Source organism: Acinetobacter sp. GRABPA_MV_2 (assembly GCF_056725885.1).
In genome coordinates this window covers 1-18,207 of the sequence record NZ_JBWZNA010000022.1, presented here as the reverse complement: position 1 = coordinate 18,207, position 18,207 = coordinate 1, and the positions used below count along the sequence as shown (strand labels likewise).

General features: G+C 34.2%; 24 protein-coding genes. 7 read left to right on the top strand and 17 right to left on the bottom strand.

Annotation, left to right across the window (positions count from 1 at the left end):
• Positions 1–37 precede the first annotated feature (37 nt).
• Entirely contained in the window at positions 38–1,624 is a 1,587-nt protein-coding gene (locus tag ACXM0J_RS16065) for an ATP-binding cassette domain-containing protein (protein WP_213034481.1), read from the top strand.
• Between the two features lie 65 nt (positions 1,625–1,689).
• On the opposite strand, the gene ACXM0J_RS16060 is transcribed toward ACXM0J_RS16065, so the two are convergent.
• The gene (locus tag ACXM0J_RS16060; protein ID WP_086266353.1) at positions 1,690–2,118 is read right to left on the bottom strand and encodes a DNA breaking-rejoining protein; all 429 of its coding nucleotides are present in this window, start codon (positions 2,116–2,118) and stop codon (positions 1,690–1,692) included.
• Between the two features lie 36 nt (positions 2,119–2,154).
• On the bottom strand, positions 2,155–2,274 hold the full coding sequence (locus ACXM0J_RS16055) for a hypothetical protein (RefSeq protein WP_139841500.1): 120 nt from the start codon (positions 2,272–2,274) through the stop codon (positions 2,155–2,157).
• A 54-nt stretch (positions 2,275–2,328) separates the two neighbouring features.
• Between ACXM0J_RS16055 and ACXM0J_RS16050 the strand changes: the two genes are divergently transcribed.
• Positions 2,329–2,835 (top strand): GNAT family N-acetyltransferase, encoded by a 507-nt coding sequence (locus ACXM0J_RS16050; RefSeq protein ID WP_086266354.1) that lies wholly within the window; start codon positions 2,329–2,331, stop codon positions 2,833–2,835.
• Between the two features lie 77 nt (positions 2,836–2,912).
• Here the strand turns inward: ACXM0J_RS16050 and ACXM0J_RS16045 are convergent, their stop codons facing one another.
• The 4 genes from ACXM0J_RS16045 to ACXM0J_RS16030 form a co-directional block, all read right to left on the bottom strand.
• Positions 2,913–3,275 (bottom strand): NirD/YgiW/YdeI family stress tolerance protein, encoded by a 363-nt coding sequence (locus ACXM0J_RS16045; protein ID WP_086266355.1) that lies wholly within the window; start codon positions 3,273–3,275, stop codon positions 2,913–2,915.
• A gap of 247 nt (positions 3,276–3,522) precedes the next feature.
• A complete protein-coding gene (locus ACXM0J_RS16040; protein ID WP_086266356.1) occupies positions 3,523–3,810 on the bottom strand; it encodes a hypothetical protein in 288 nt (95 codons plus the stop codon).
• Positions 3,811–4,084: 274 nt separating this feature from the next.
• Positions 4,085–4,216, bottom strand: coding sequence for a hypothetical protein (locus ACXM0J_RS16035; RefSeq protein WP_086266357.1), 132 nt, complete (start codon positions 4,214–4,216; stop codon positions 4,085–4,087).
• A gap of 183 nt (positions 4,217–4,399) precedes the next feature.
• Positions 4,400–5,269 carry a LysR family transcriptional regulator gene (locus tag ACXM0J_RS16030; RefSeq protein ID WP_086266358.1) on the bottom strand — a complete coding sequence of 290 codons (870 nt, stop codon included), beginning with the start codon at positions 5,267–5,269 and terminating at the stop codon, positions 4,400–4,402.
• Positions 5,270–5,494: 225 nt separating this feature from the next.
• Between ACXM0J_RS16030 and ACXM0J_RS16025 the strand changes: the two genes are divergently transcribed.
• Positions 5,495–6,349 (top strand): DMT family transporter, encoded by an 855-nt coding sequence (locus tag ACXM0J_RS16025; RefSeq protein ID WP_086266359.1) that lies wholly within the window; start codon positions 5,495–5,497, stop codon positions 6,347–6,349.
• A 53-nt stretch (positions 6,350–6,402) separates the two neighbouring features.
• Here the strand turns inward: ACXM0J_RS16025 and ACXM0J_RS16020 are convergent, their stop codons facing one another.
• From ACXM0J_RS16020 to ACXM0J_RS15985, 8 genes are all read right to left on the bottom strand, one after another.
• Positions 6,403–6,666, bottom strand: coding sequence for a hypothetical protein (locus ACXM0J_RS16020; protein ID WP_086266360.1), 264 nt, complete (start codon positions 6,664–6,666; stop codon positions 6,403–6,405).
• Positions 6,667–6,845: 179 nt separating this feature from the next.
• A complete protein-coding gene (locus ACXM0J_RS16015; RefSeq protein ID WP_139841499.1) occupies positions 6,846–7,088 on the bottom strand; it encodes a hypothetical protein in 243 nt (80 codons plus the stop codon).
• A 577-nt stretch (positions 7,089–7,665) separates the two neighbouring features.
• The gene (locus tag ACXM0J_RS16010) at positions 7,666–8,238 is read right to left on the bottom strand and encodes a lysozyme (RefSeq protein ID WP_086266361.1); all 573 of its coding nucleotides are present in this window, start codon (positions 8,236–8,238) and stop codon (positions 7,666–7,668) included.
• A 163-nt stretch (positions 8,239–8,401) separates the two neighbouring features.
• Positions 8,402–8,602 (bottom strand): hypothetical protein, encoded by a 201-nt coding sequence (locus ACXM0J_RS16005; RefSeq protein WP_086266362.1) that lies wholly within the window; start codon positions 8,600–8,602, stop codon positions 8,402–8,404.
• A 197-nt stretch (positions 8,603–8,799) separates the two neighbouring features.
• Entirely contained in the window at positions 8,800–9,258 is a 459-nt protein-coding gene (locus ACXM0J_RS16000) for a hypothetical protein (RefSeq protein WP_086266363.1), read from the bottom strand.
• 287 nt (positions 9,259–9,545) lie between these two features.
• Entirely contained in the window at positions 9,546–9,815 is a 270-nt protein-coding gene (locus tag ACXM0J_RS15995) for a hypothetical protein (protein ID WP_086266364.1), read from the bottom strand.
• 304 nt (positions 9,816–10,119) lie between these two features.
• Positions 10,120–10,494 (bottom strand): TonB C-terminal domain-containing protein, encoded by a 375-nt coding sequence (locus ACXM0J_RS15990; RefSeq protein WP_086266365.1) that lies wholly within the window; start codon positions 10,492–10,494, stop codon positions 10,120–10,122.
• 150 nt (positions 10,495–10,644) lie between these two features.
• Positions 10,645–10,875: a hypothetical protein gene (locus ACXM0J_RS15985; protein WP_005068685.1), complete on the bottom strand. Its 231-nt coding sequence runs from the start codon at positions 10,873–10,875 to the stop codon at positions 10,645–10,647.
• Between the two features lie 266 nt (positions 10,876–11,141).
• Here ACXM0J_RS15985 and ACXM0J_RS15980 point away from each other — a divergent pair, with 266 nt between their 5' ends.
• Both ACXM0J_RS15980 and ACXM0J_RS15975 read left to right on the top strand, forming a co-directional pair.
• Entirely contained in the window at positions 11,142–11,864 is a 723-nt protein-coding gene (locus ACXM0J_RS15980; protein ID WP_086266366.1) for a type 1 glutamine amidotransferase, read from the top strand.
• Between the two features lie 161 nt (positions 11,865–12,025).
• Positions 12,026–12,493 (top strand): hypothetical protein, encoded by a 468-nt coding sequence (locus ACXM0J_RS15975; RefSeq protein WP_086266367.1) that lies wholly within the window; start codon positions 12,026–12,028, stop codon positions 12,491–12,493.
• A 31-nt stretch (positions 12,494–12,524) separates the two neighbouring features.
• Here the strand turns inward: ACXM0J_RS15975 and ACXM0J_RS15970 are convergent, their stop codons facing one another.
• Both ACXM0J_RS15970 and ACXM0J_RS15965 read right to left on the bottom strand, forming a co-directional pair.
• The gene (locus ACXM0J_RS15970; RefSeq protein ID WP_086266368.1) at positions 12,525–12,974 is read right to left on the bottom strand and encodes a carboxymuconolactone decarboxylase family protein; all 450 of its coding nucleotides are present in this window, start codon (positions 12,972–12,974) and stop codon (positions 12,525–12,527) included.
• A 23-nt stretch (positions 12,975–12,997) separates the two neighbouring features.
• Entirely contained in the window at positions 12,998–13,414 is a 417-nt protein-coding gene (locus ACXM0J_RS15965; protein WP_235823140.1) for a cupin domain-containing protein, read from the bottom strand.
• A gap of 99 nt (positions 13,415–13,513) precedes the next feature.
• Between ACXM0J_RS15965 and pdxR the strand changes: the two genes are divergently transcribed.
• Positions 13,514–14,929, top strand: a complete 1,416-nt coding sequence (pdxR, locus tag ACXM0J_RS15960; protein WP_086266369.1) for a MocR-like pyridoxine biosynthesis transcription factor PdxR — start codon at positions 13,514–13,516, stop codon at positions 14,927–14,929.
• Between the two features lie 174 nt (positions 14,930–15,103).
• Entirely contained in the window at positions 15,104–17,293 is a 2,190-nt protein-coding gene (locus ACXM0J_RS15955; protein WP_086266370.1) for a TonB-dependent receptor family protein, read from the top strand.
• Positions 17,294–17,369: 76 nt separating this feature from the next.
• Here ACXM0J_RS15955 and ACXM0J_RS15950 read toward each other — a convergent pair whose 3' ends face one another.
• Positions 17,370–17,921: a TetR/AcrR family transcriptional regulator gene (locus tag ACXM0J_RS15950; protein ID WP_086266371.1), complete on the bottom strand. Its 552-nt coding sequence runs from the start codon at positions 17,919–17,921 to the stop codon at positions 17,370–17,372.
• Between the last annotated feature and the right edge of the window lie 286 nt (positions 17,922–18,207).

Sequence of the window (18,207 nt, the reverse complement as noted above, 5' to 3'; positions counted from 1 at the left end):
CTCCTATTTTGTACATCCTGTATTTATGAGGTTTTTTATGACTCAGCAGGCATGTGTAATATCACAACTTACCTTAGAGTTCCCTTCAAAGGTAATGTTTAAGCATCTAAATTTTAGTCTTGAATCGAATCAGGTATCTGCCCTAATTGGTCGTAATGGTCAAGGCAAATCTTTGCTTATGCAACTGTTAAATCAAACGTTTAAATCAGATTCAGTTGTTACATCAGGGCAAATATCGTGGCATGTAAAACATGCTTATTTACCACAATTACATCGTTTGACAGCACTGACGATTGCTGAAGCCTTAGATATCTTAGATATTTACGACGCTTTTAAAAGAGTTGAACAAGGTAATGCCAACTTCGATGATTACGATTTATTGGAAGGTAAATGGGACCTACCCGCTTTATGGAACAACCTCTTAGAATCTGCTGGCCTACCAACAGATTTAGATTTCCCAGTTAAAAATTTAAGTGAAGGTCAAAAAACCAAGTTGGCTTTAAGCTGTTTATTTTTAAAATCAGACCACTATCTATTACTTGACGAGCCTAGTAATCATCTAGATCAGCAGTCTAGACAATGGTTAATTGATCATTTAAAAAAACACCCAGCAGGTAGTCTTCTCATTAGCCATGATCGGGCTTTATTAAATGAAGTTGACCATATTTATCATTTAAATGAACATGGCCTCCATCACACTACCGGAAGCTATGAAAAATTTTATGGGCAGTATCAAACAAATATTGCAGCTCTAGAACAATCTATTCAACAGAATCAACGTGAAGTTAAACACATGAAGCAAAAGCAACATGATGTATTAATGAAAGCTCAAAAACGTGAGCGTGCTGGCAATAAATTAAGAGAATCAAATTCTCAAGCCAAAGTTTTGCTCGACTTTAAAAAGGAACAAGCAGGCCAAAGCATTGCTACTATACAGTCTCAACATCAACGTCAAATTTCGAACAGTCAAAATGATTTAAAAGATAAGAAATTGCTTCTCGAAACGGTTAAATATCAACAGTTTTTCTTCCCTTCTTTTCATAAGAAATCTGGTGAAATTCTGCGGATTAAAAAATTGAAACTGAAACATGGTACTCAAAACCCCATCGATCTAGCTGTACAAGCAGCTCAAAAAATTCACATAAAAGGACAAAATGGTATTGGAAAATCAACTTTACTTAAGGCAATTCATGCACAGAACAATCAACTCTGTGACAGCATTCACCTATCTGTAGAATGTTTCTATCTAGACCAAAACTTTAGCTTTTTATGCGATGAAATGACTGTTATTGAAAATTTAACTCACATGAATAACGAGCTTTCAGAACTCGAATGGAGAAATTTGCTAGGTCAACTTCGAATCCGCGGTGATAAAGGCACTCAACTATTGTTTCAGTTAAGTGGTGGTGAAAAATTAAAAGTAGCTTTATTGGCCCTTAGCCAGATAAAACCAACACCAGAACTTCTGTTATTAGATGAACCCGAAAATCATTTGGATATTGAATCTAGAGAGTTACTTGCTAATGCTCTTCAAAGTTATGAAGGTGCGATATTGCTCGTTTCACACGATCAACTGTTTGTTGAAAGCTCGGGCATTAATGAGTCATTTTCCTTAACGAAATAGTTAGTAATATACCAGTTTTCAAATTTACTAGTTCTCATTTGAGAGCTAGTAAATTTCATCAGTTATTATTTTTTTACGTTATTTAATAATTCGAGATCTAAATTATATTTGACAGTTTTATTTTTACGAGCACTATTACGCATTTGATAAACCTGAATAATATAATCACCATCGGTTGGTAAAATAAGTTCTCCTTTAAAACCTACGGTTGAGCCAATCAATAATGCATTATCTTTACCAGGCTTTGTACCAGGTGCAAAAATATTAATGTATGCTAAATTACCAAGGCTATTAATATTAAATTTTAATATTTGGCCCTTTTTTGCATAAATTCTATACCGCACATCATTGTAGCCCTGAAATTGCCCAGTTAAAGTGGTATGCGGTGTACCTTGTAAAAAATTAACTTTTTGCTCAATATTTTTTGCGTAGATAGTAAATGAAGTAGCTGAAATGAGCGTGGATAGTAATAATGTTTTAATGATTTCTCTCAATTTCTTGACCCTCAAAATTATTTTTAAATAATTATATTAAAAACAATTTTCATAAAATTTTACTTTATGTATGAGTTTGATGAGTAATAGTTGCTTTTTATAACCAGTAACAAATAAAGTATGTTCAAAATCTAAATTACCTTTCTCTTTTAGAATAAGAATTTAAAAGTTAAAGCGTATGGTTAATCCATAAATCTGGAAGAATTTTTAATGGATATTATTATTCGTGATGAGCAAATTGAAGATATAGAAGCTATCGAAAAGCTAACTAAAGCAGCTTTCCAAAATGCTGAGCACACAAGTCATACAGAACATTTTATTGTTAATAGTTTAAGAAACCACGGACAACTCACCATTTCTCTAGTGGCAGTTGAAGATAGCTCTATTATTGGACATATTGCTATTTCTCCAGTTGAAATTAGCTCAGGTGAAATAGGTTGGTATGGTTTAGGCCCTATTTCAGTTCACCCAGATAAACAAGGATATGGTATTGGTTCCCTTCTGATGAAGGAATCACTAGAAAAGTTAAAGCAATTCGGAGCACAAGGATGCGTTCTATTAGGTGATCCACGCTATTACAGCCGATTTGGTTTTAAAAATTATCCTGAGCTGATTTTGCCTGATGTACCGAGTGAGTATTTTCAGGCTCTAACTTTCTCGGGCAATATTCCAAAAGCGAATGTCAAATACCATGAGGCTTTTAATGCGATGCAATAATAAAAACTTACTATCTTCAAAAGAAAACTCCTAAAAATAGGAGTTTTCTTTTTCATTGGTTTTTAAAATATCAGCTTTTATTTAACACACTCAATTTGGAAAACTTCAATATCGGTAGGCTTAACTCTATGCTTATCTACCTCACCAACAACACGTACTTTATCACCTGCTTTTAGTTCGAGAGGCTTCCATAAGTCATCATCAATATCAATTACGATTGAGCCTGTTGCATCTTTAAACTCAAAATGATCACCAGTAATATGCTTTACGATTGTACCCGTCAAAGTTACTCCAGATTCATCATCTAAAGTTTTTGCTTTAGACACTGTGACTACATTTTTTGTGGCTTCTTTTATTAATGTAGCATCGGCTTTAGCCATCACGGCACCACTACCTAACAAGGCAAATCCAGTGAATGCTACAAAGAATATTTTTTTCATTACTGTGACCTAATTTAATGTTCAATGTTCTTAGTTATATAAACAAATTCTTTTAAAGTTATAGATTTGGCTTTTGTGGTTTTTTGTATCTTATTAGAGTCTTTATTTAATGAAAATTAATGAGATATCAAATAATTTGTAGTTCTCTTTTCCAATAACTATTTTATTGCCTTTATTTTCGTGAATTTACTTAAGAAAGCTTTTTTCTTAAGTAAATTAAACTCAGCATTAAAATAACACGTAATTGTTAAGCAACGAGTTGTCCTAAATTCAATAAAATATTTATGGCTTCCGCCTCATCTGTTGTTTGCGTAACAATCATTCTGTCATATGAAATTCCACCAATCTGAATATAGATTTTCGGATGTGGAAGCTGTGGGATATAGACTTTTAGCGGCTGATAAAGAGCAAGAAGATAACCAAATGAATCATATGGATAATGATCATCTTTTAATGTCTTCTTTATGACGACATAATTGTTCAATATATTTAAAATAAAACCATATTCATTTTCAGAATGAAATTTAGCGTCCATACCTACCTCCTTGATTAATTAATATTTTTATAATCAAATTTAAAGGTTAAATTTCTGATCTGACGATATTTGAACCAATTCACTTTAAATATAGGGTTCTATTTAAAATAATTAGTGTCGAATTTTAATATATTTAAAACCTAGTGTATTAGTCAACATATTTTGAACAGTTCCATTAAAAATAAATATTTCGAGTTACAAATCACACTTTAAGATTAAAATAAAAAGATATAAAAAAAGCCCATCTTACGACAGGCTTTAACATTCATCTAGATTATGAGTCTTTATCCATTGAATGAGGAGTTGTGGTTTTATCTTGCTGCTTTGTGTCGTTTTCACCTTGGCAAGCACTCACACCTAAAGAAATAAAGGCGGCTAATCCCAAGGTCACTATAATTTTTGTCATGTTTCACCTCATGAATTGTTCAGATTGATGAGTTAATAAATACTTATTATTAGTTTTACGATCAGCATAAGTTTCTAGGCTTTTTTGTAGATTTAGCGCAAGAATGTAAAGCTATTTATTTTTACATTTAAATATTAGCTCACATCTAACTCGCAAATATCAAAGTTTCCTATATTAAGTAAATTAAACATTAACTGAATGTCTGAGCGTTTTAATGAGTAAATCATATAAGTGATCTACAGCTTTAGATTCTAATGATACCCTACTCCGATATACAGCAGCCTCCATCGGTTCTAAAGGTCCAAGACCATGATCAGCACCTAAAATAGTTAAATGCTCAGGTGCACTGCACTGCGTGAACACTGCAATTGCTAAACCACTTTCCACTGCTGCTATTTGACCCGCTAAACTTGAACTGTTGTATACCACACGATAACGGCGTCCTTGTAATGCTAAAGAATGGATAGCACTTTTTTTGGCTTGGCTGGTACTTTCATAAACTGCAATTGGGAGTGGATCTTCTCGCCAGAGTTCAAACTGTGGAGAACCCACCCATACCATTGGCTCATGGAATAAAAGTGTTCCTTGACGAGCGTTATCTCTCGAAATTAATGCCAGGTCTATATCCCCACTTTCTACGCGTGGTATTAACGAAGTAGACTGCTCACAGATTAATTCAATTTCAACACCTCCATAACGTGGAGCAAATCGCTTAAGCACAGGTGTTAAATATTTGGCAGCATAATCATCAGGTACTCCGAGACGTATACGCCCCTTCAGTTCATCTCCATGAAATGCCATTTGCGCCTCTGCATGCAAGTCAAGAATACGGCGTGCGTAGCCTAAAAGTAGTTGCCCTTGAGACGTTAATTCAATTTGCCGATGAGTTCGTATTAAAAGTTGGCAATGTAGCGCTTCTTCTAGTTTTTTTAATTGCATGCTAACAGCAGATTGTGAACGGTATAGCTCAGGTGCTGCGTTTGATAGCGAGCCTGTATCTACTACTGTGACAAAACACTTTAACCAGTCAATCTGTAGGTTTTTTAAATTCATTAGGATTTATCTATTCGATTTTCAAATAGTATATAAAAGAATTATGCGCTTTTCTTTATTTATTGTCTCTCTCATACTGAAAATAGAAGAAGTTAAAACAATTCATTTTTCTAAAAGAAGTTATCCGTGAATTGATTAATGTCTGAATAACACGTTAATAGCAATACTTACTAACAATTTCACCACTTCGTATTTCTTAGGTATTACGCACTAGGAGGAGGTTTTATGCGCCTAAATAAACAGATGCTTGCATCACAAAGTGCGACATCCATTTTCGTTTTACTTTGGGGAAGTGCTGCGATTTTTACTCGATGGGGACTCGATAATGCATCACCCATAGCATTATTGATGCTGCGTTTTGCCATAGCTTTGTTTGTTTTATTGTTAATTGCTATTTTTAGAAAAAGACTCTTACCTAAGCATGGAACTCGAAAGCAAGTTTTATTAGCTGGACTCCTCATTATTGCAGGTTATTCAATCTGTTATTTTAAAGCCATGGCTCACGGAGTCACCCCTGGTTTAATGGCCACAATCATGGGAATACAGCCAATCTTGACGCTTTGTCTTTTAGAAAAGAATTTACAAAAAGAAAGGCTATTCGGTTTACTCATTGCTTTAGCTGGACTCATACTTTTAGTGTGGAAAAGTCTGACCATGTCTTTTATCGCTCCAATCGGTATATTCTTTGCCTTGACCGCCCTAATCTGTATAACCTTCGGGGCCATAATGCAAAAGAACATCCAACAGGCCCCGACAGATGTCTTGCCATTACAATATATAGTCAGTCTTGTGGTCTGCTTGTTTATAGTTCCCTTTGAACATTTTGAAATAGCATGGAATTCACAACTGATCATTTCGGTCTTATTTCTTGGAGTTTTAATTTCTGTAGTTGCACAGCTTTTACTTTATCGGCTTTTAAATCAGGGCAATCTTGTAAATGTGACAAGCCTATTCTATTTAGTGCCTGTCGTTACTGCACTTTTAGATTTTTTAATTTTGAAAAACAAGCTGCCGCTTGCAGGCTTAATTGGAATGCTTGCAATTTTACTAGGCTTATTGCTTGTATTTAAAAAGAAATAACTCATACAAATAATATAATACCCTCAAATGAGGGTATTATATTGAGTGAAAATTTAATCTAAATTTTTCCATTCTGTACCAATTTGAGCTAATGCTGGAAGCTCATCGCTATTAAAAACATTAGAATTACGATCAATAGCAAATCGATAGACGGGCATAGAATCAGCTTCAGTTTTCTTAAAAAAACTGAAGTTTTCATTAAGATGATAATTACCACCCTCTGTAGATTTTATTGCTGTTCCTGAAGGTATATGAATATAACTTTCACATTCCACTTCAATATTATTTCCGGCAAGATCTTGGTAGGAAAATTTCATGTTTTAATCCTTTCTAAATTTTTATGATTGAGAAAAACTTAGCATGCTATCCGGATAGCTTATGGAGTTTTTTTTCAACTAATTGTTTAAGTGTGTATATTTAGTTAACACTAGAAAAATTTATAAAATAAAGCTGATTTCTGAAATGGATATATTTACAAATTTGCCTTACATCTAAACTAAATAGGATCTTTTATGCTGAGTAAAACAGCATTACTCGGAATACTTTTAAGTATTTTCTTTTGTTCTTTACGCCATTCTTTATAAAATTTTTTATCAGATTGTTCTGAAAAACTATCTCTCTGCTTGTGAGAGCAAGCATCGTCTGTATTTGCTGATTGAACAGATGGCCAATTATTTAATTGAGGTGTCAAAACAGCATTACTCATCAATGAAAGTTCTTTTAATCTAATCAAATTCATATCTACTTCCTTGCTTACATTCAGCACCAGACTCTTCAATATGTTCGTTCAAAACTTTATCTTGAATAATTTAGAGGCGGCTATTGTTCTATTTTCAAAGCCAATCCAATCAGGCCTACACACAAATACCACATACTTAAGAATGCAAAGTGCAAGTTTTGTGTCTTGATTTACCAATGATGTAACTTACTACATGCTTGAATAAATTAAGTTTAGGTAGAATAAGAAAGGTATTTTTACCCTTTCCTTCTCTGTTGCTCCAATTTCAGATATACTGACCTGAGTATGAGATGAGCCTTATATAGTTCATTGGTAGATCAATGAATGACTAAGCCCTTCGCTTTCGAGCAAGGGCTTTTTTAATGCGTATGATTTGGAAAAATTACTTTTATCTGACTCAGCAATTCAGCCCTCGGTTTGCCTTTACTGAGCAGGTCTGTTAGATTGGTCTTGTTCACCAACTCCTATTGTTGATGAATACTGAAGCCTGATTCGTAGCATCAGGCTTTTTTATGCCTAGATTTTATTAAAGATCGGAATGGCTTTTCTGATAAAACCCTATAAAGAATTAAAAAAACTACGAAGCTAAAAACAATTTCTTTTCAATTGCTCGGCGTCTAACCAATCCAGGCAGACGATTACCCCCTGCGTTTATCCATACATCAAACTGGTTCGCAGCCCCTTTATAATCTCCTGAATTTAACATTTTTAGTAAAGTCGAGTTTTTAAAAGCACTAACCCCTATATTATAAGTCAGAGAAACCAAGGCATCGAATTGATTCTGTTTTAAAGGAACTTTTACAGCGCTGTTGACTGCACGCTCAAATATTTTCAAATCATGTTTCATATATGCCTGTGCCTGCTCAAGAGTACATGTATCGCCTTTTTGAACCCTCGACCCATTTGGGTATCTGGTTGTACCATAACCAATACTCCAGACACCTACGCCATCATCATAAGCACTGAGCCTTAAATCTTCAAAATTACAGATTTGATTTAAGCCAACTTGACTGAGAGACAACTCATCAATTGCAAAACCAATTTCCTCATCGCTATTGTCTATTGCTGTAGCAATCGAGCTATTTGTCGCAACAGTTGACCTAGATTTGGCACTAAAAATCTTGCGGAGATAATCCAATATTTTTTGCATTTAATGCCCTACTATTTTATTTTTTCGGTAATACAAAGCGTATATCCTCTTGAAATAGGGAGTGTACATCCGCTCTATAGACAGCATAATTTACACTCATACCGTTAGGTAACTATTTAAGACACTAAAGATTAAAATGCCCAATATAAAATTGGGCTATGAATTATTCTTCAATTTCTATGGGATCACCATCCTCAGGGCGAATGTGTCGCTCACCATCATCGGCAGGATCTACGCTGGAACCATCTTTGGTAATGCTGTTATATAACTCATCCTCTTTTTTATCATCGATAAATTCTTCATCTGAAAAATCAAGAGGCTCTTCATCATCGTCAAAATTTAAGGTTTTTTCTTCATCTATCATGAGATTCATCCTTTATTTATTAACTAGTGTTATTCTATGCTCAGATAATTAGCAGATACATTCAACACGAAACAATCATCATTTATGTAACAGACATTTTAAGTTACATATCACTAAAAAAACCGCCTTTATAAGGCGGTTTTTTATTTCTAACCAGTTAGAAATAAAAGTACAGTGAACTTATAACTGGTTATATTTTAAGAAAGTAATTTATTATTTTTAATGTAGTCATCTGATTTAAAATAATTAACAATCATTTCTGCATTTTCTTCTTTTGCGGGTAAAGGATTTACTGGAATGCTTTCACTCCCCATACTAAAACCTTGAGGAATCAACTGAGAAATGGGAGGAAGATGAGCTTTACCTCCATCAGTGATTCTTTCAATAAATCCAGCAAGCCACAAAATAAACTCACCTTCATTTTCAAACTTAGGCATAAGGCTAAAATCAATTTTGACCGATGATTGCTCAAGGGGTTTGGTTAAGCAATCTTCAAAATTGATAAAATTATACTTTAATTTAAATTCAGTACCTTTTATCGCATTACGAATAAGACCAACTAAACAATTTAAATTTTCTATCACATCATCAGAAAACAAGTTGTCATTTTTAATTTTTTTATAAACCTTATCCGCTATAGCTAGATATTTTGGCATCATAACCTCCTATCTTCTCATGCGTATATTCATATACTTTTTTAATCTATTATTTTTTTATGTAATATAGGGTAAAACTCATAAACTAAATGTAAGAAGTACAAGGTTTTTGAAATTACATAATGAAGCACATCACACTTAACCCAATAAATGCCAATCAATTATCTTTATTTTACAAAATAGAAAGAGTTATTGAAAAATTTACTTTCAATTTTTATACCATTTAAAAATATTTCAAATAAAATCAGAGCACTACTTAATATAGATACTGATTTTGTTCAAAAATTTTATCTTTTATTATTTTCAAGATGGTACAAAATACTACTAATTTTTAAAAGTAAATAACCGAACAGTAAGCCATTAAATATAATAAAAAGCCCTATTGTTACCATTTGCGTAGACCAAACTTGAATAATGTCTAAATTATCATTTCTTGTTTCGACTTGCCCATACGATAAAATAAAGGCTATTCCCAAAACAATTCCAAATAAAATTACACACCACGCTACAACCTTTGCAGCTTTACTTTCATTATGAGGTTTCTTTGATTCACTCATATTTTTCTTAAAACTCTTATTGAATTATTTATTTTCTATAATAACTTCATAGTCTGTTAAAGTTTTATTTATGTTACCTTTTGATATTAATGTAACAAACTTTTATATTTTTTTAATTTATAAATAAAATGTCATACTCTATTTCTAGACTGAAATGTTGCCTTTTTCGGAGGGAGGAAAAATTTTCTTTTTAGGCTTTCTAGCCCATACTAATCCACTATTTCAATACTAAAAAGCTTCTAAAGAGCAAATTTAATTTCCATTAAAATTATAAATTTGCTCTTAGCATTTAAAAAGAACTCATTTATTTTACTTGAAATTTCATATTAAATTTCCTTGCTTGCTTTATTGCCTCAGGATTAGAAGGTAAATCAAATGGACTTGCACGCCATATTGCTTTTTCAATAGTAGTTTTAAATTTTTGTTCTTCTTTATCTAAAAAGATGATTTGCTCAATTTCACCACGATCACTTAAAAATATTTTAACACTCGCACTCATCCCTGAAGAAGATGTTGGAATCTCCCATAGTTTATAAATTTTCTTTTGATATTGTTTTTTATACTTTTCAGCTTCTGAAGCAATTTTATTTTCAGTCACTTGCACAGGAGTGATTTGTTTGTGACTAGTAGTACACCCAACCAATAAAAATAAAGAAGCAATAATAGTGAAGTTTTTCATTTAAAATACCTTGTTTTCAATAACTAAAATTTAACAGTTTAAAATTTAAAAAACCACCCAAAAGGTTGTATTAATCATTGATTATTATGAGTTAGCAAAGGTGTTAAGCCACCTTTGCTCCATCCTTTTTGGTTAATATTTTATTTTTCTTTAAAAAGGAACTTCATAACGAAAATTTAGATTCGAATTTTCTGATATATTTATATTATAGACATCTCGATCAGTAAAAATCCCGTGTTCAGGTGTTTTAAAACTATTAAAAGCTTTATTCTCTGGAACTATTGGAGGTTTATTCAAATAATTTTCTTGAGAATTATATGGAGATGAAGCACAACCAATCAGCCCAAAACCCAATAAAGATATAACTAAAAATGTCTTCATAAATTTTGTCCACTTTGATAAAAGCTACACAATTTAACAAATTGAACTGCTATTGTCACACCAGAATAATTTAGTTTAACTTAACAATAAATATATCGCATGTATTTTAAAAACAAATAATTAATTTCAACTTCGATAAAAACAAATAAAGCTGGCCCATATAAGTTTTCAAAACTGGATGTATTAAAGGCCCTATTCTACTTTTAATATTTTCTTGATTTTTAACCAATGATCTACCTATTAATGTTTAGATTTTAAGGATTGTTATGCGGTTACATTTTATTGTTCATGAAGATTTTGAAGCGCCTGGCGCATATGAAATTTGGGGCAAAATGAATAACTTCAAAATTACCTATTCAAGAGTGTATTTAAATGAAGTTTTGCCAACTTCTGTTGAAGACATCGACTTTCTTATTGTAATGGGTGGCCCACAAAGTCCCGATACTACATTAGATATGTGCCCTCACTTTAATTCATTAGCTGAACAAGCAATGCTTAAAAAAGCAATTGAAGCAAATAAAGTGGTTATTGGGGTATGCCTAGGATCTCAATTGATCGGTGAAGCTTTAGGTGCCAAATTTGAACATAGCCCTGAGCGAGAAATTGGTAAGTTTCCAATTATGCTTACAGAATACGGAATAACACATTCTAAGTTTTCTCACTTAGGAAAAATGACCGAAGTTGGCCATTGGCATAATGACATGCCGGGTTTAATTCCCAACGCAAAAATTATTGCTTTTAGTGCAGGCTGTCCAAGACAGATTATTGAATATTCCAAATTAGTTTATGGCCTACAATGTCATATGGAATTAACTTCAGAAGTAGTTGAATTGCTGATTCAACATTCAGAAGTCGAGTTAAATGACGCTCACAATTATAAATTTGTGAATACTCGTGAAGAATTACGAAATCACGACTATCAAGAAATGAATCAAAACCTCTTTATTTTTCTGGATAAATTGAAAGAAGAATATTCAAAACGACATTAAAAAAACGAGTGTAAAAAGCCTTTTAAATTGGCTTTTACGCTCCGCTACAGATCTTATTATTTACCAGTTGATCAAGCAGTTTTGAAGTCAAACCTTCAAAAAAATAAATTTTAATTTTATAATACAGTGATTTACTCAATTTCAATTGGACTTCCAAAGAAATGAATAGATTTTTATTAACTTTTTTATTTTTAAATATTGGGCTTTTTTCTTCTTCCGCATTTGCTGAAACAAACACATTTCAAATGAAACAAGAATATAACCGCCCTAAATTTAATCAGCATAAAAGTATGCTTGAAGTAAATGCTAACACTCAGAACCATCAGCTGACTGAACAGCTAAATTCATTTAATTCTCCTCATTCTCAAAACGTAGATTTTTTTGAAATTGCAAAACAATATCAAGAAAATGAAGCAAAGCCTTCTTCGTTTACTGATGAAACAGTGAATATGAGTGATCATGAGCGTAGCCTTTACTACATTAGAAATCATGATAATGTGGGTATTCAAAGAGAAATTCGTGGCCAACAGTTTAGATCGCTAAAACAACAGCGAGATAAAGGTGTTATTTCTAATGATGTATATAAAGAAAAGGTCTACAAAATCTTAAATCAACCTACTTTTAAATAGATTTGAAGCCCTCTTCGGAGGGCTTTTAATGTTATTTTGCAGCTTGTGGAGGATTTCTAAAACTAATCGCCATACGGTTATAAGCATTCATCAAACTAATGGCTATCGTCAAATCAACCAATTCTTTTTCTTCAAATACAGAATGAGCAAGTTGATAAACATCATCAGGTATTCCTGTCGTAGACACTTTAGTTACTGACTCTGCCCAAGCTAGAGCTGCCCTTTCTCTTTCATCAAAGAGATGACCACCCTCTTGCCAAGCCTGAACTAAAGCAAGTTTCTCAATTGCTACGCCTTTCTTGATTAAGTCTCTGGTATGCATATCCAAACAATATGCACAGTTATTAATCTGCGATATTCGTAGATAAACCAATTCAACTAATTCTGTTGGTAAACCGCTTTGCATCACATAGCTATACACACCACCTAGAGCTTTAACACCTGCTGGAGCGACCTGATTATAATCAATACGTTGAACCATAATAGACACCTATTCACTTTCAATTATTTTACTGGGGTAACTAATTCTTTATCGTCAGTATCAACAACAAATACTGCTAATAGCTTTGCTGGTTTAGTCTTACTTACATTACGACTAATAGAATGAACCGCTCCCGGTTCTTCAAACCAACTCTGACCTGCTTGATAAATTTTTGGCTTCTCATTATTCACTTTAGACTCAATACTGCCTTCTACTACATAGGCATATATAAAAGATGACTTCGCATGAGTATGAGGAATAGAGGCACCACCTGGTGGGTAATCGACTTCTAAAGCAATAAGCGACTTGCCCGGTATATTAGGAATTTTGTGTTCAAAATTAGGTGTAACTTTTTCAACTAATTCATGTGCCATAGAGGCTGTCATGCTTGCAAGCACTACAGCTAAACCTAAAAAGAATCTGTTTTTGATCTTTTCCATTTTAAATTAAACCTACATAAAGATAGGGGGTAGTTTTTATTTTATAGATCCGTGGTATAAATTCATGAACCAAAAAAGTACTAAAAGGCTGTACTACGCATGTACCAGCATCTAAAAATTAATTTAGATCGTAAATTGAAGACACCCTTAGCAGAACAAATACGGCTTGGGATTGAACAAGCCATTATTTCTGGAACACTACAACAAGGTGATCGTTTACCATCATGGGTAGATTTGGCCAGTCAGCTCGGCGTTTCTAGAGGTACTGTAAAAGTTGCATATGAAAGACTTGCCGATGGTCAATTTATCGTTGCATCTAGGTCACAAGGTACACGTGTTGCTTATCAAGCAGTTAAATTACACTCTACTCAAGAAGGTCATAAAAATAGTTCTTTTACACAGATGTATTTAGATATGACATCTGTGCAAGGTATTTTTCAATTAGGTATTCCCGCAAAGGAAATCTTTCCTGCAAAGTTATTTGCAAAAATCAGATCTAGATCTGTGCGTAATGAGTCAAGTGGATGGCCCAATTATCCTGATCCTCGAGGTGAATATGATCTTCGCCGAGAAATTGCTGCTTATTTGGCTTTATCAAGAGGAATTCAATGTACGCCAGATCAAGTATTTATTACTTCGGGTTTCTCTGGTGGGCTTGGTCTTACATTACACGTTTTAGGATTAGCAGAGAAAAAAGCTTGGGTTGAAGATCCAGGTTTTCCTTTTTCTAAGCATGCTCTTGAAATCGGAAGAATGGAGATATGTCCAATTCCTGTTGATCAGGATGGGATTGATGTAGAGTTCGCAATAAAAAGTGTACCAGATGCGTCTCTCGCACTAGTCACACCTGGGCAACAGGCACCTTTAGGAATGTCACTTTCTTTAGCTAGAAGATTAAAATTACTAGATTGGGCCCACAAAAATCAAAGCTGGATTATTGAAGATGATTATTTAGGAGAATTGCAATTAGATGGCCGAGCAGCACCTGCCTTATTTTCATTAGATACTGCTGGAAGAGTTATTCATCTGGGAAGCTTTAGTAAAACAATTAGTCCCAAATTGCGAATTGGATTTGCAGTTGTGCCTTTTCATATGATTAATCACTTTGCAGAAACGACAGCAACTTTAGTACCCGCTCCCTCTCCGTCTTTACAACTTTCAATCCAAGAGTTTATGCATGAGGGACATTTTTTAAGACATTTAAGACGAACAAAAAGAAATTATGGTGCTCAGCGCGATGAGTTAATTGAATCTTTAAAACGATTTAATCTATCAACCTATACGGCTGGCTTATCAGTAGTTATTAATTTACCGCCTTCTTTATCTGATCAAAAAATTGCTCATGAAGCATTAGCCTTCAATCTAGCTCCCGTTCCATTATCTCTTTGGTATCAAGACCCTAAAAAAGCTGTTTCAGGTTTAATGCTCGGTGTTGCCACATCACCTATATTGAAAATAAATCAGTCATGTGAAAAGTTAGTGGAAATTATCGAACAGCATAAAGTTCTGTTGTAGGTGCTTTTATTACAAACTTATCTTAGATAATGCGAATTAAAATTATGAGAGTAGAAATCTAATATTTTAGAAATTGTTTAGAATTCTAAGAAAAAACATAAACCATTTTATAAAATTTTGTTACTTTTTCGCTATAATGATTATAATTATCGTTTAGGATTTCGATACATAAACATGGACCGCTCAACCCCTCTTTCACTACCAAATTTTAAGTTCAAAGTTTCTACGCTTAGCTATGCAATCGGAATTGCTTGTACTTATCTCGCACTTCCTGCACATGCTGAAGATACAACGACTAGTGCATTACCGACTATTACCATTAAGGCACAAGGTAACTGGTTAGAAGAAGCAAACGCTGAAACTGTTCACAAACATGCTGGCGCTCGAACTATTATTGACCGTAAGCGTTTAGATGAAACGGCGGCAACTTCACTGCGCGAAGCTCTAAAGCAAGTTCCTGGAGTTCAGGCTCAAGACAGTAGTGGCACAGGTGGTAGTGATGTTTCACTCAATATTGGGGTTCGTGGTTTAGCATCCCGCCTATCACCTCGCTCAACAGTTCTTGTTGATGGTGTTCCACTTTCATTTGCACCGTATGGTCAGCCACAGTTATCTTTAGCACCTGTTTCAATTGGAAATATTGAATCAGTTGACGTTGTACGTGGTGCTGGGTCAGTTCGTTTTGGGCCTCAAAACGTAGGTGGAATTATTAACTTTGCTACTCGATCAATTCCTCAAGATTTTAGCGGAACTGTTAGCCTAACTTCAGAATATGCTTCTGGTAGTGACCAAGTAAAACTGAGCCCTAATTTATTTGTGGGGGGAACTTTAGACAATGGATTAGGCCTTGCCCTCTTATATTCAGGGACTAAAGGAAACGGTTATCGAGAAGCAAATAACAAGATTGATATCGATGATGTAATGCTAAAGTCTGCTTATCAATTTAATGATAAAGACTCAGTTGCTTTAAATTTGCATCATTATGAAGGTCGAGGCGAAATGCCAGAGGGTTTAACTCAGGTGCAATATGCTGAAAACCCTTATCAATCTTCTGGTGAAAAAAACTATTTTGCAGGACGACGTACTGATGTCTCTTTACGTTATAACCATAAAGATGAAAAAAATAACTTCGAAGTTTTGAGTTACTACATCGACTCTTTCCGTACTAGTAATCTTGAGACTACACTAGCGAATGGGCAAAAACGTCTCGACTCTGCTCCACGTGATTATAAAGTCTATGCAATTGAACCGCGTTACTCACGTATTTATGAGCTTGGTAATACTCAAAATGAAGTAACGGTTGGTTATCGCTATTTAAAAGAAGAAAGTTCTGAATTTGCGGGACGTACTGCGTCTTATGCAGCAGGTTCATCAGTGCCAGATTTTGCTCCGCGTAGTAGCAGCGAAGGTGGCACTAAAGCACATGCGTTATATATCGACAACCGTATGGAATTGGGCCGTTGGACCATCACACCGGGTGTCCGTTTCGAATCAATTGAAACCCATAATAACTTCACAGGTTATAACAAAGGACAAGCTAATACTGTTTATCCAAAAATTGATTCAGACGAATTTTTACCAAGTTTGTCTGTGATGTACTCAGCAAATGAGAACTGGAATATATTTGCAAACGCAGGCGTATCTTTCGGTCCACAGCAATACAGTCAATTAGCTCGTCTTGAAGGAACAACCGCAACGGCTACAACCGAAGGCTTACATCCTGAAAAGTCGAACAACTATGAAATTGGAACCAAATATTTGGGCAATGGTTTAAATGCCGAATTTACCGTGTTCTATTTAGACTTTGATAAAGAGCTTTCATTGGTTCGTGATGCTGCTAATAACGGGATCTGGACAGACTTAGGGGCAACCAGCCATAAAGGTGTCGAAACAGGTATTAGCTATGATTTCGGTCAATTGTCTGATGCACTGGAAGGCTTAAAAGTATATGGCAACTATACTTTCACCAAAGCAGTGGCTGAAGCGGGTCAGTTTAAAGATAAAGACCTACCGTTTTACTCACGTCATGTCGGTAATGTTGGGTTAGGTTACACAGTAGATAAATGGTCTTTAAATGCGGATATGTTTGCTCAATCTAAGCAGCATTCACCAGATCTTCCAGATAGTAATGTCTATCAAACAGAAGAAACTGCTGATGGTAAATATGGAGATATTCCAGGTTATACCACTTTTGCGCTACGTACCTCTTATGACTTAAGTTCACAAGTTAAAGGTTTAAAAATCGCTGGTGGAATCAAAAACGTCTTTGATAAGCAATATTTTACTCGCTCAACAGACTCTACAGGCGGTAAGTATGTAGGACTGCCACGTACGTTCTATCTACAAACCTCTTTTGATTTTTAAAGCCCAATTAAATTGAATAAAAAGCCCTCTTCAGAGGGCTTTTTTATAAGAATTAAACTTTAGAGTACTAACCTATCTAAGCGAGCATCGATATAAAATATTCTAATAATTTATCTCTTTCATCGATTTTATTTGCACTTAAAAGTTGGATCATTGCCCCATCAATCACAAACAAAAACATGTAGGCATCTTCAACTGTAGCAGTAACTTTTACGGTTAAAAGCAGCTTATAAATTTCATTTATGAACCACTTTCGATAGTCGCTGACGACCTTATAAGCTGCTGGATAAAGCTTTTCAATTTCAAAAATGGCTTTAAATGGCAAACGATAAAAGCCTCCTAAGTTTGCATGTAAAAAGTAAATTTTCTTGAGCTGATCGAAGGCCATAAGTTCACGGTACGAATGAGTAATTGAAAACACCTCATGTTTTAATGCATCTGTTTGAAAAGTTAAGCTCATCTGAATGAGCCTTTCTTTGGAATGAAAATAGTTATAAAAAGTGGCTTTGGGAATTTTGGCTTCCTCAATAATTCGGTCAATCCCGATGTAAAACCCATATTGATTAAACAAATCTCTTGCCGCGTGTAGCACGCGAAGTGCTCTAAATGATGCTTCTAAATTTGGCATTTTTATACCGTTTAAAATATTTTTTTGTTGTAAGTAAATGAGATAGAAATGCTGTCACTCTTAAATTGAGCGTTAAAAACAAGCATGCAAAAGCGGCACAAATAATGGTGTGCTCGCCTATCTCAGATTTATTGTTGCTATGATTTTTAGTCGTAACGATTCTTAAGGTGCGAAACCTAGAGTCGATTAAACCGTTTTAAAGACTGTTTACGTGGGATGAATAGAGAGATTTTGGCAGAGGCCAATAAAGAACTAGTACGCATGAGGACTCCTTTTGATTTAGAAG

Bases quoted from the DNA above. Each gene is read 5' to 3' on its own strand.
- pdxR (WP_086266369.1), top strand. From the start codon at position 13,514: ATGTACCAGCATCTAAAAATTAATTTAGATCGTAAATTGAAGACACCC.
- ACXM0J_RS16030 (WP_086266358.1), bottom strand. From the start codon at position 5,269: ATGAATTTAAAAAACCTACAGATTGACTGGTTAAAGTGTTTTGTCACA.
- ACXM0J_RS16035 (WP_086266357.1), bottom strand. From the start codon at position 4,216: ATGACAAAAATTATAGTGACCTTGGGATTAGCCGCCTTTATTTCTTTA.
- ACXM0J_RS16050 (WP_086266354.1), top strand. From the start codon at position 2,329: ATGGATATTATTATTCGTGATGAGCAAATTGAAGATATAGAAGCTATC.
- ACXM0J_RS16005 (WP_086266362.1), bottom strand. From the start codon at position 8,602: ATGATAGATGAAGAAAAAACCTTAAATTTTGACGATGATGAAGAGCCT.
- ACXM0J_RS15950 (WP_086266371.1), bottom strand. From the start codon at position 17,921: ATGCCAAATTTAGAAGCATCATTTAGAGCACTTCGCGTGCTACACGCG.
- ACXM0J_RS16045 (WP_086266355.1), bottom strand. From the start codon at position 3,275: ATGAAAAAAATATTCTTTGTAGCATTCACTGGATTTGCCTTGTTAGGT.
- ACXM0J_RS16000 (WP_086266363.1), bottom strand. From the start codon at position 9,258: ATGCCAAAATATCTAGCTATAGCGGATAAGGTTTATAAAAAAATTAAA.
- ACXM0J_RS16065 (WP_213034481.1), top strand. From the start codon at position 38: ATGACTCAGCAGGCATGTGTAATATCACAACTTACCTTAGAGTTCCCT.
- ACXM0J_RS15955 (WP_086266370.1), top strand. From the start codon at position 15,104: ATGGACCGCTCAACCCCTCTTTCACTACCAAATTTTAAGTTCAAAGTT.
- ACXM0J_RS16040 (WP_086266356.1), bottom strand. From the start codon at position 3,810: ATGGACGCTAAATTTCATTCTGAAAATGAATATGGTTTTATTTTAAAT.
- ACXM0J_RS15965 (WP_235823140.1), bottom strand. From the start codon at position 13,414: ATGGAAAAGATCAAAAACAGATTCTTTTTAGGTTTAGCTGTAGTGCTT.
- ACXM0J_RS15980 (WP_086266366.1), top strand. From the start codon at position 11,142: ATGCGGTTACATTTTATTGTTCATGAAGATTTTGAAGCGCCTGGCGCA.
- ACXM0J_RS16025 (WP_086266359.1), top strand. From the start codon at position 5,495: ATGCGCCTAAATAAACAGATGCTTGCATCACAAAGTGCGACATCCATT.
- ACXM0J_RS15975 (WP_086266367.1), top strand. From the start codon at position 12,026: ATGAATAGATTTTTATTAACTTTTTTATTTTTAAATATTGGGCTTTTT.
- ACXM0J_RS15990 (WP_086266365.1), bottom strand. From the start codon at position 10,494: ATGAAAAACTTCACTATTATTGCTTCTTTATTTTTATTGGTTGGGTGT.
- ACXM0J_RS16010 (WP_086266361.1), bottom strand. From the start codon at position 8,238: ATGCAAAAAATATTGGATTATCTCCGCAAGATTTTTAGTGCCAAATCT.
- ACXM0J_RS16015 (WP_139841499.1), bottom strand. From the start codon at position 7,088: ATGAATTTGATTAGATTAAAAGAACTTTCATTGATGAGTAATGCTGTT.
- ACXM0J_RS15985 (WP_005068685.1), bottom strand. From the start codon at position 10,875: ATGAAGACATTTTTAGTTATATCTTTATTGGGTTTTGGGCTGATTGGT.
- ACXM0J_RS15970 (WP_086266368.1), bottom strand. From the start codon at position 12,974: ATGGTTCAACGTATTGATTATAATCAGGTCGCTCCAGCAGGTGTTAAA.
- ACXM0J_RS15995 (WP_086266364.1), bottom strand. From the start codon at position 9,815: ATGAGTGAATCAAAGAAACCTCATAATGAAAGTAAAGCTGCAAAGGTT.
- ACXM0J_RS16020 (WP_086266360.1), bottom strand. From the start codon at position 6,666: ATGAAATTTTCCTACCAAGATCTTGCCGGAAATAATATTGAAGTGGAA.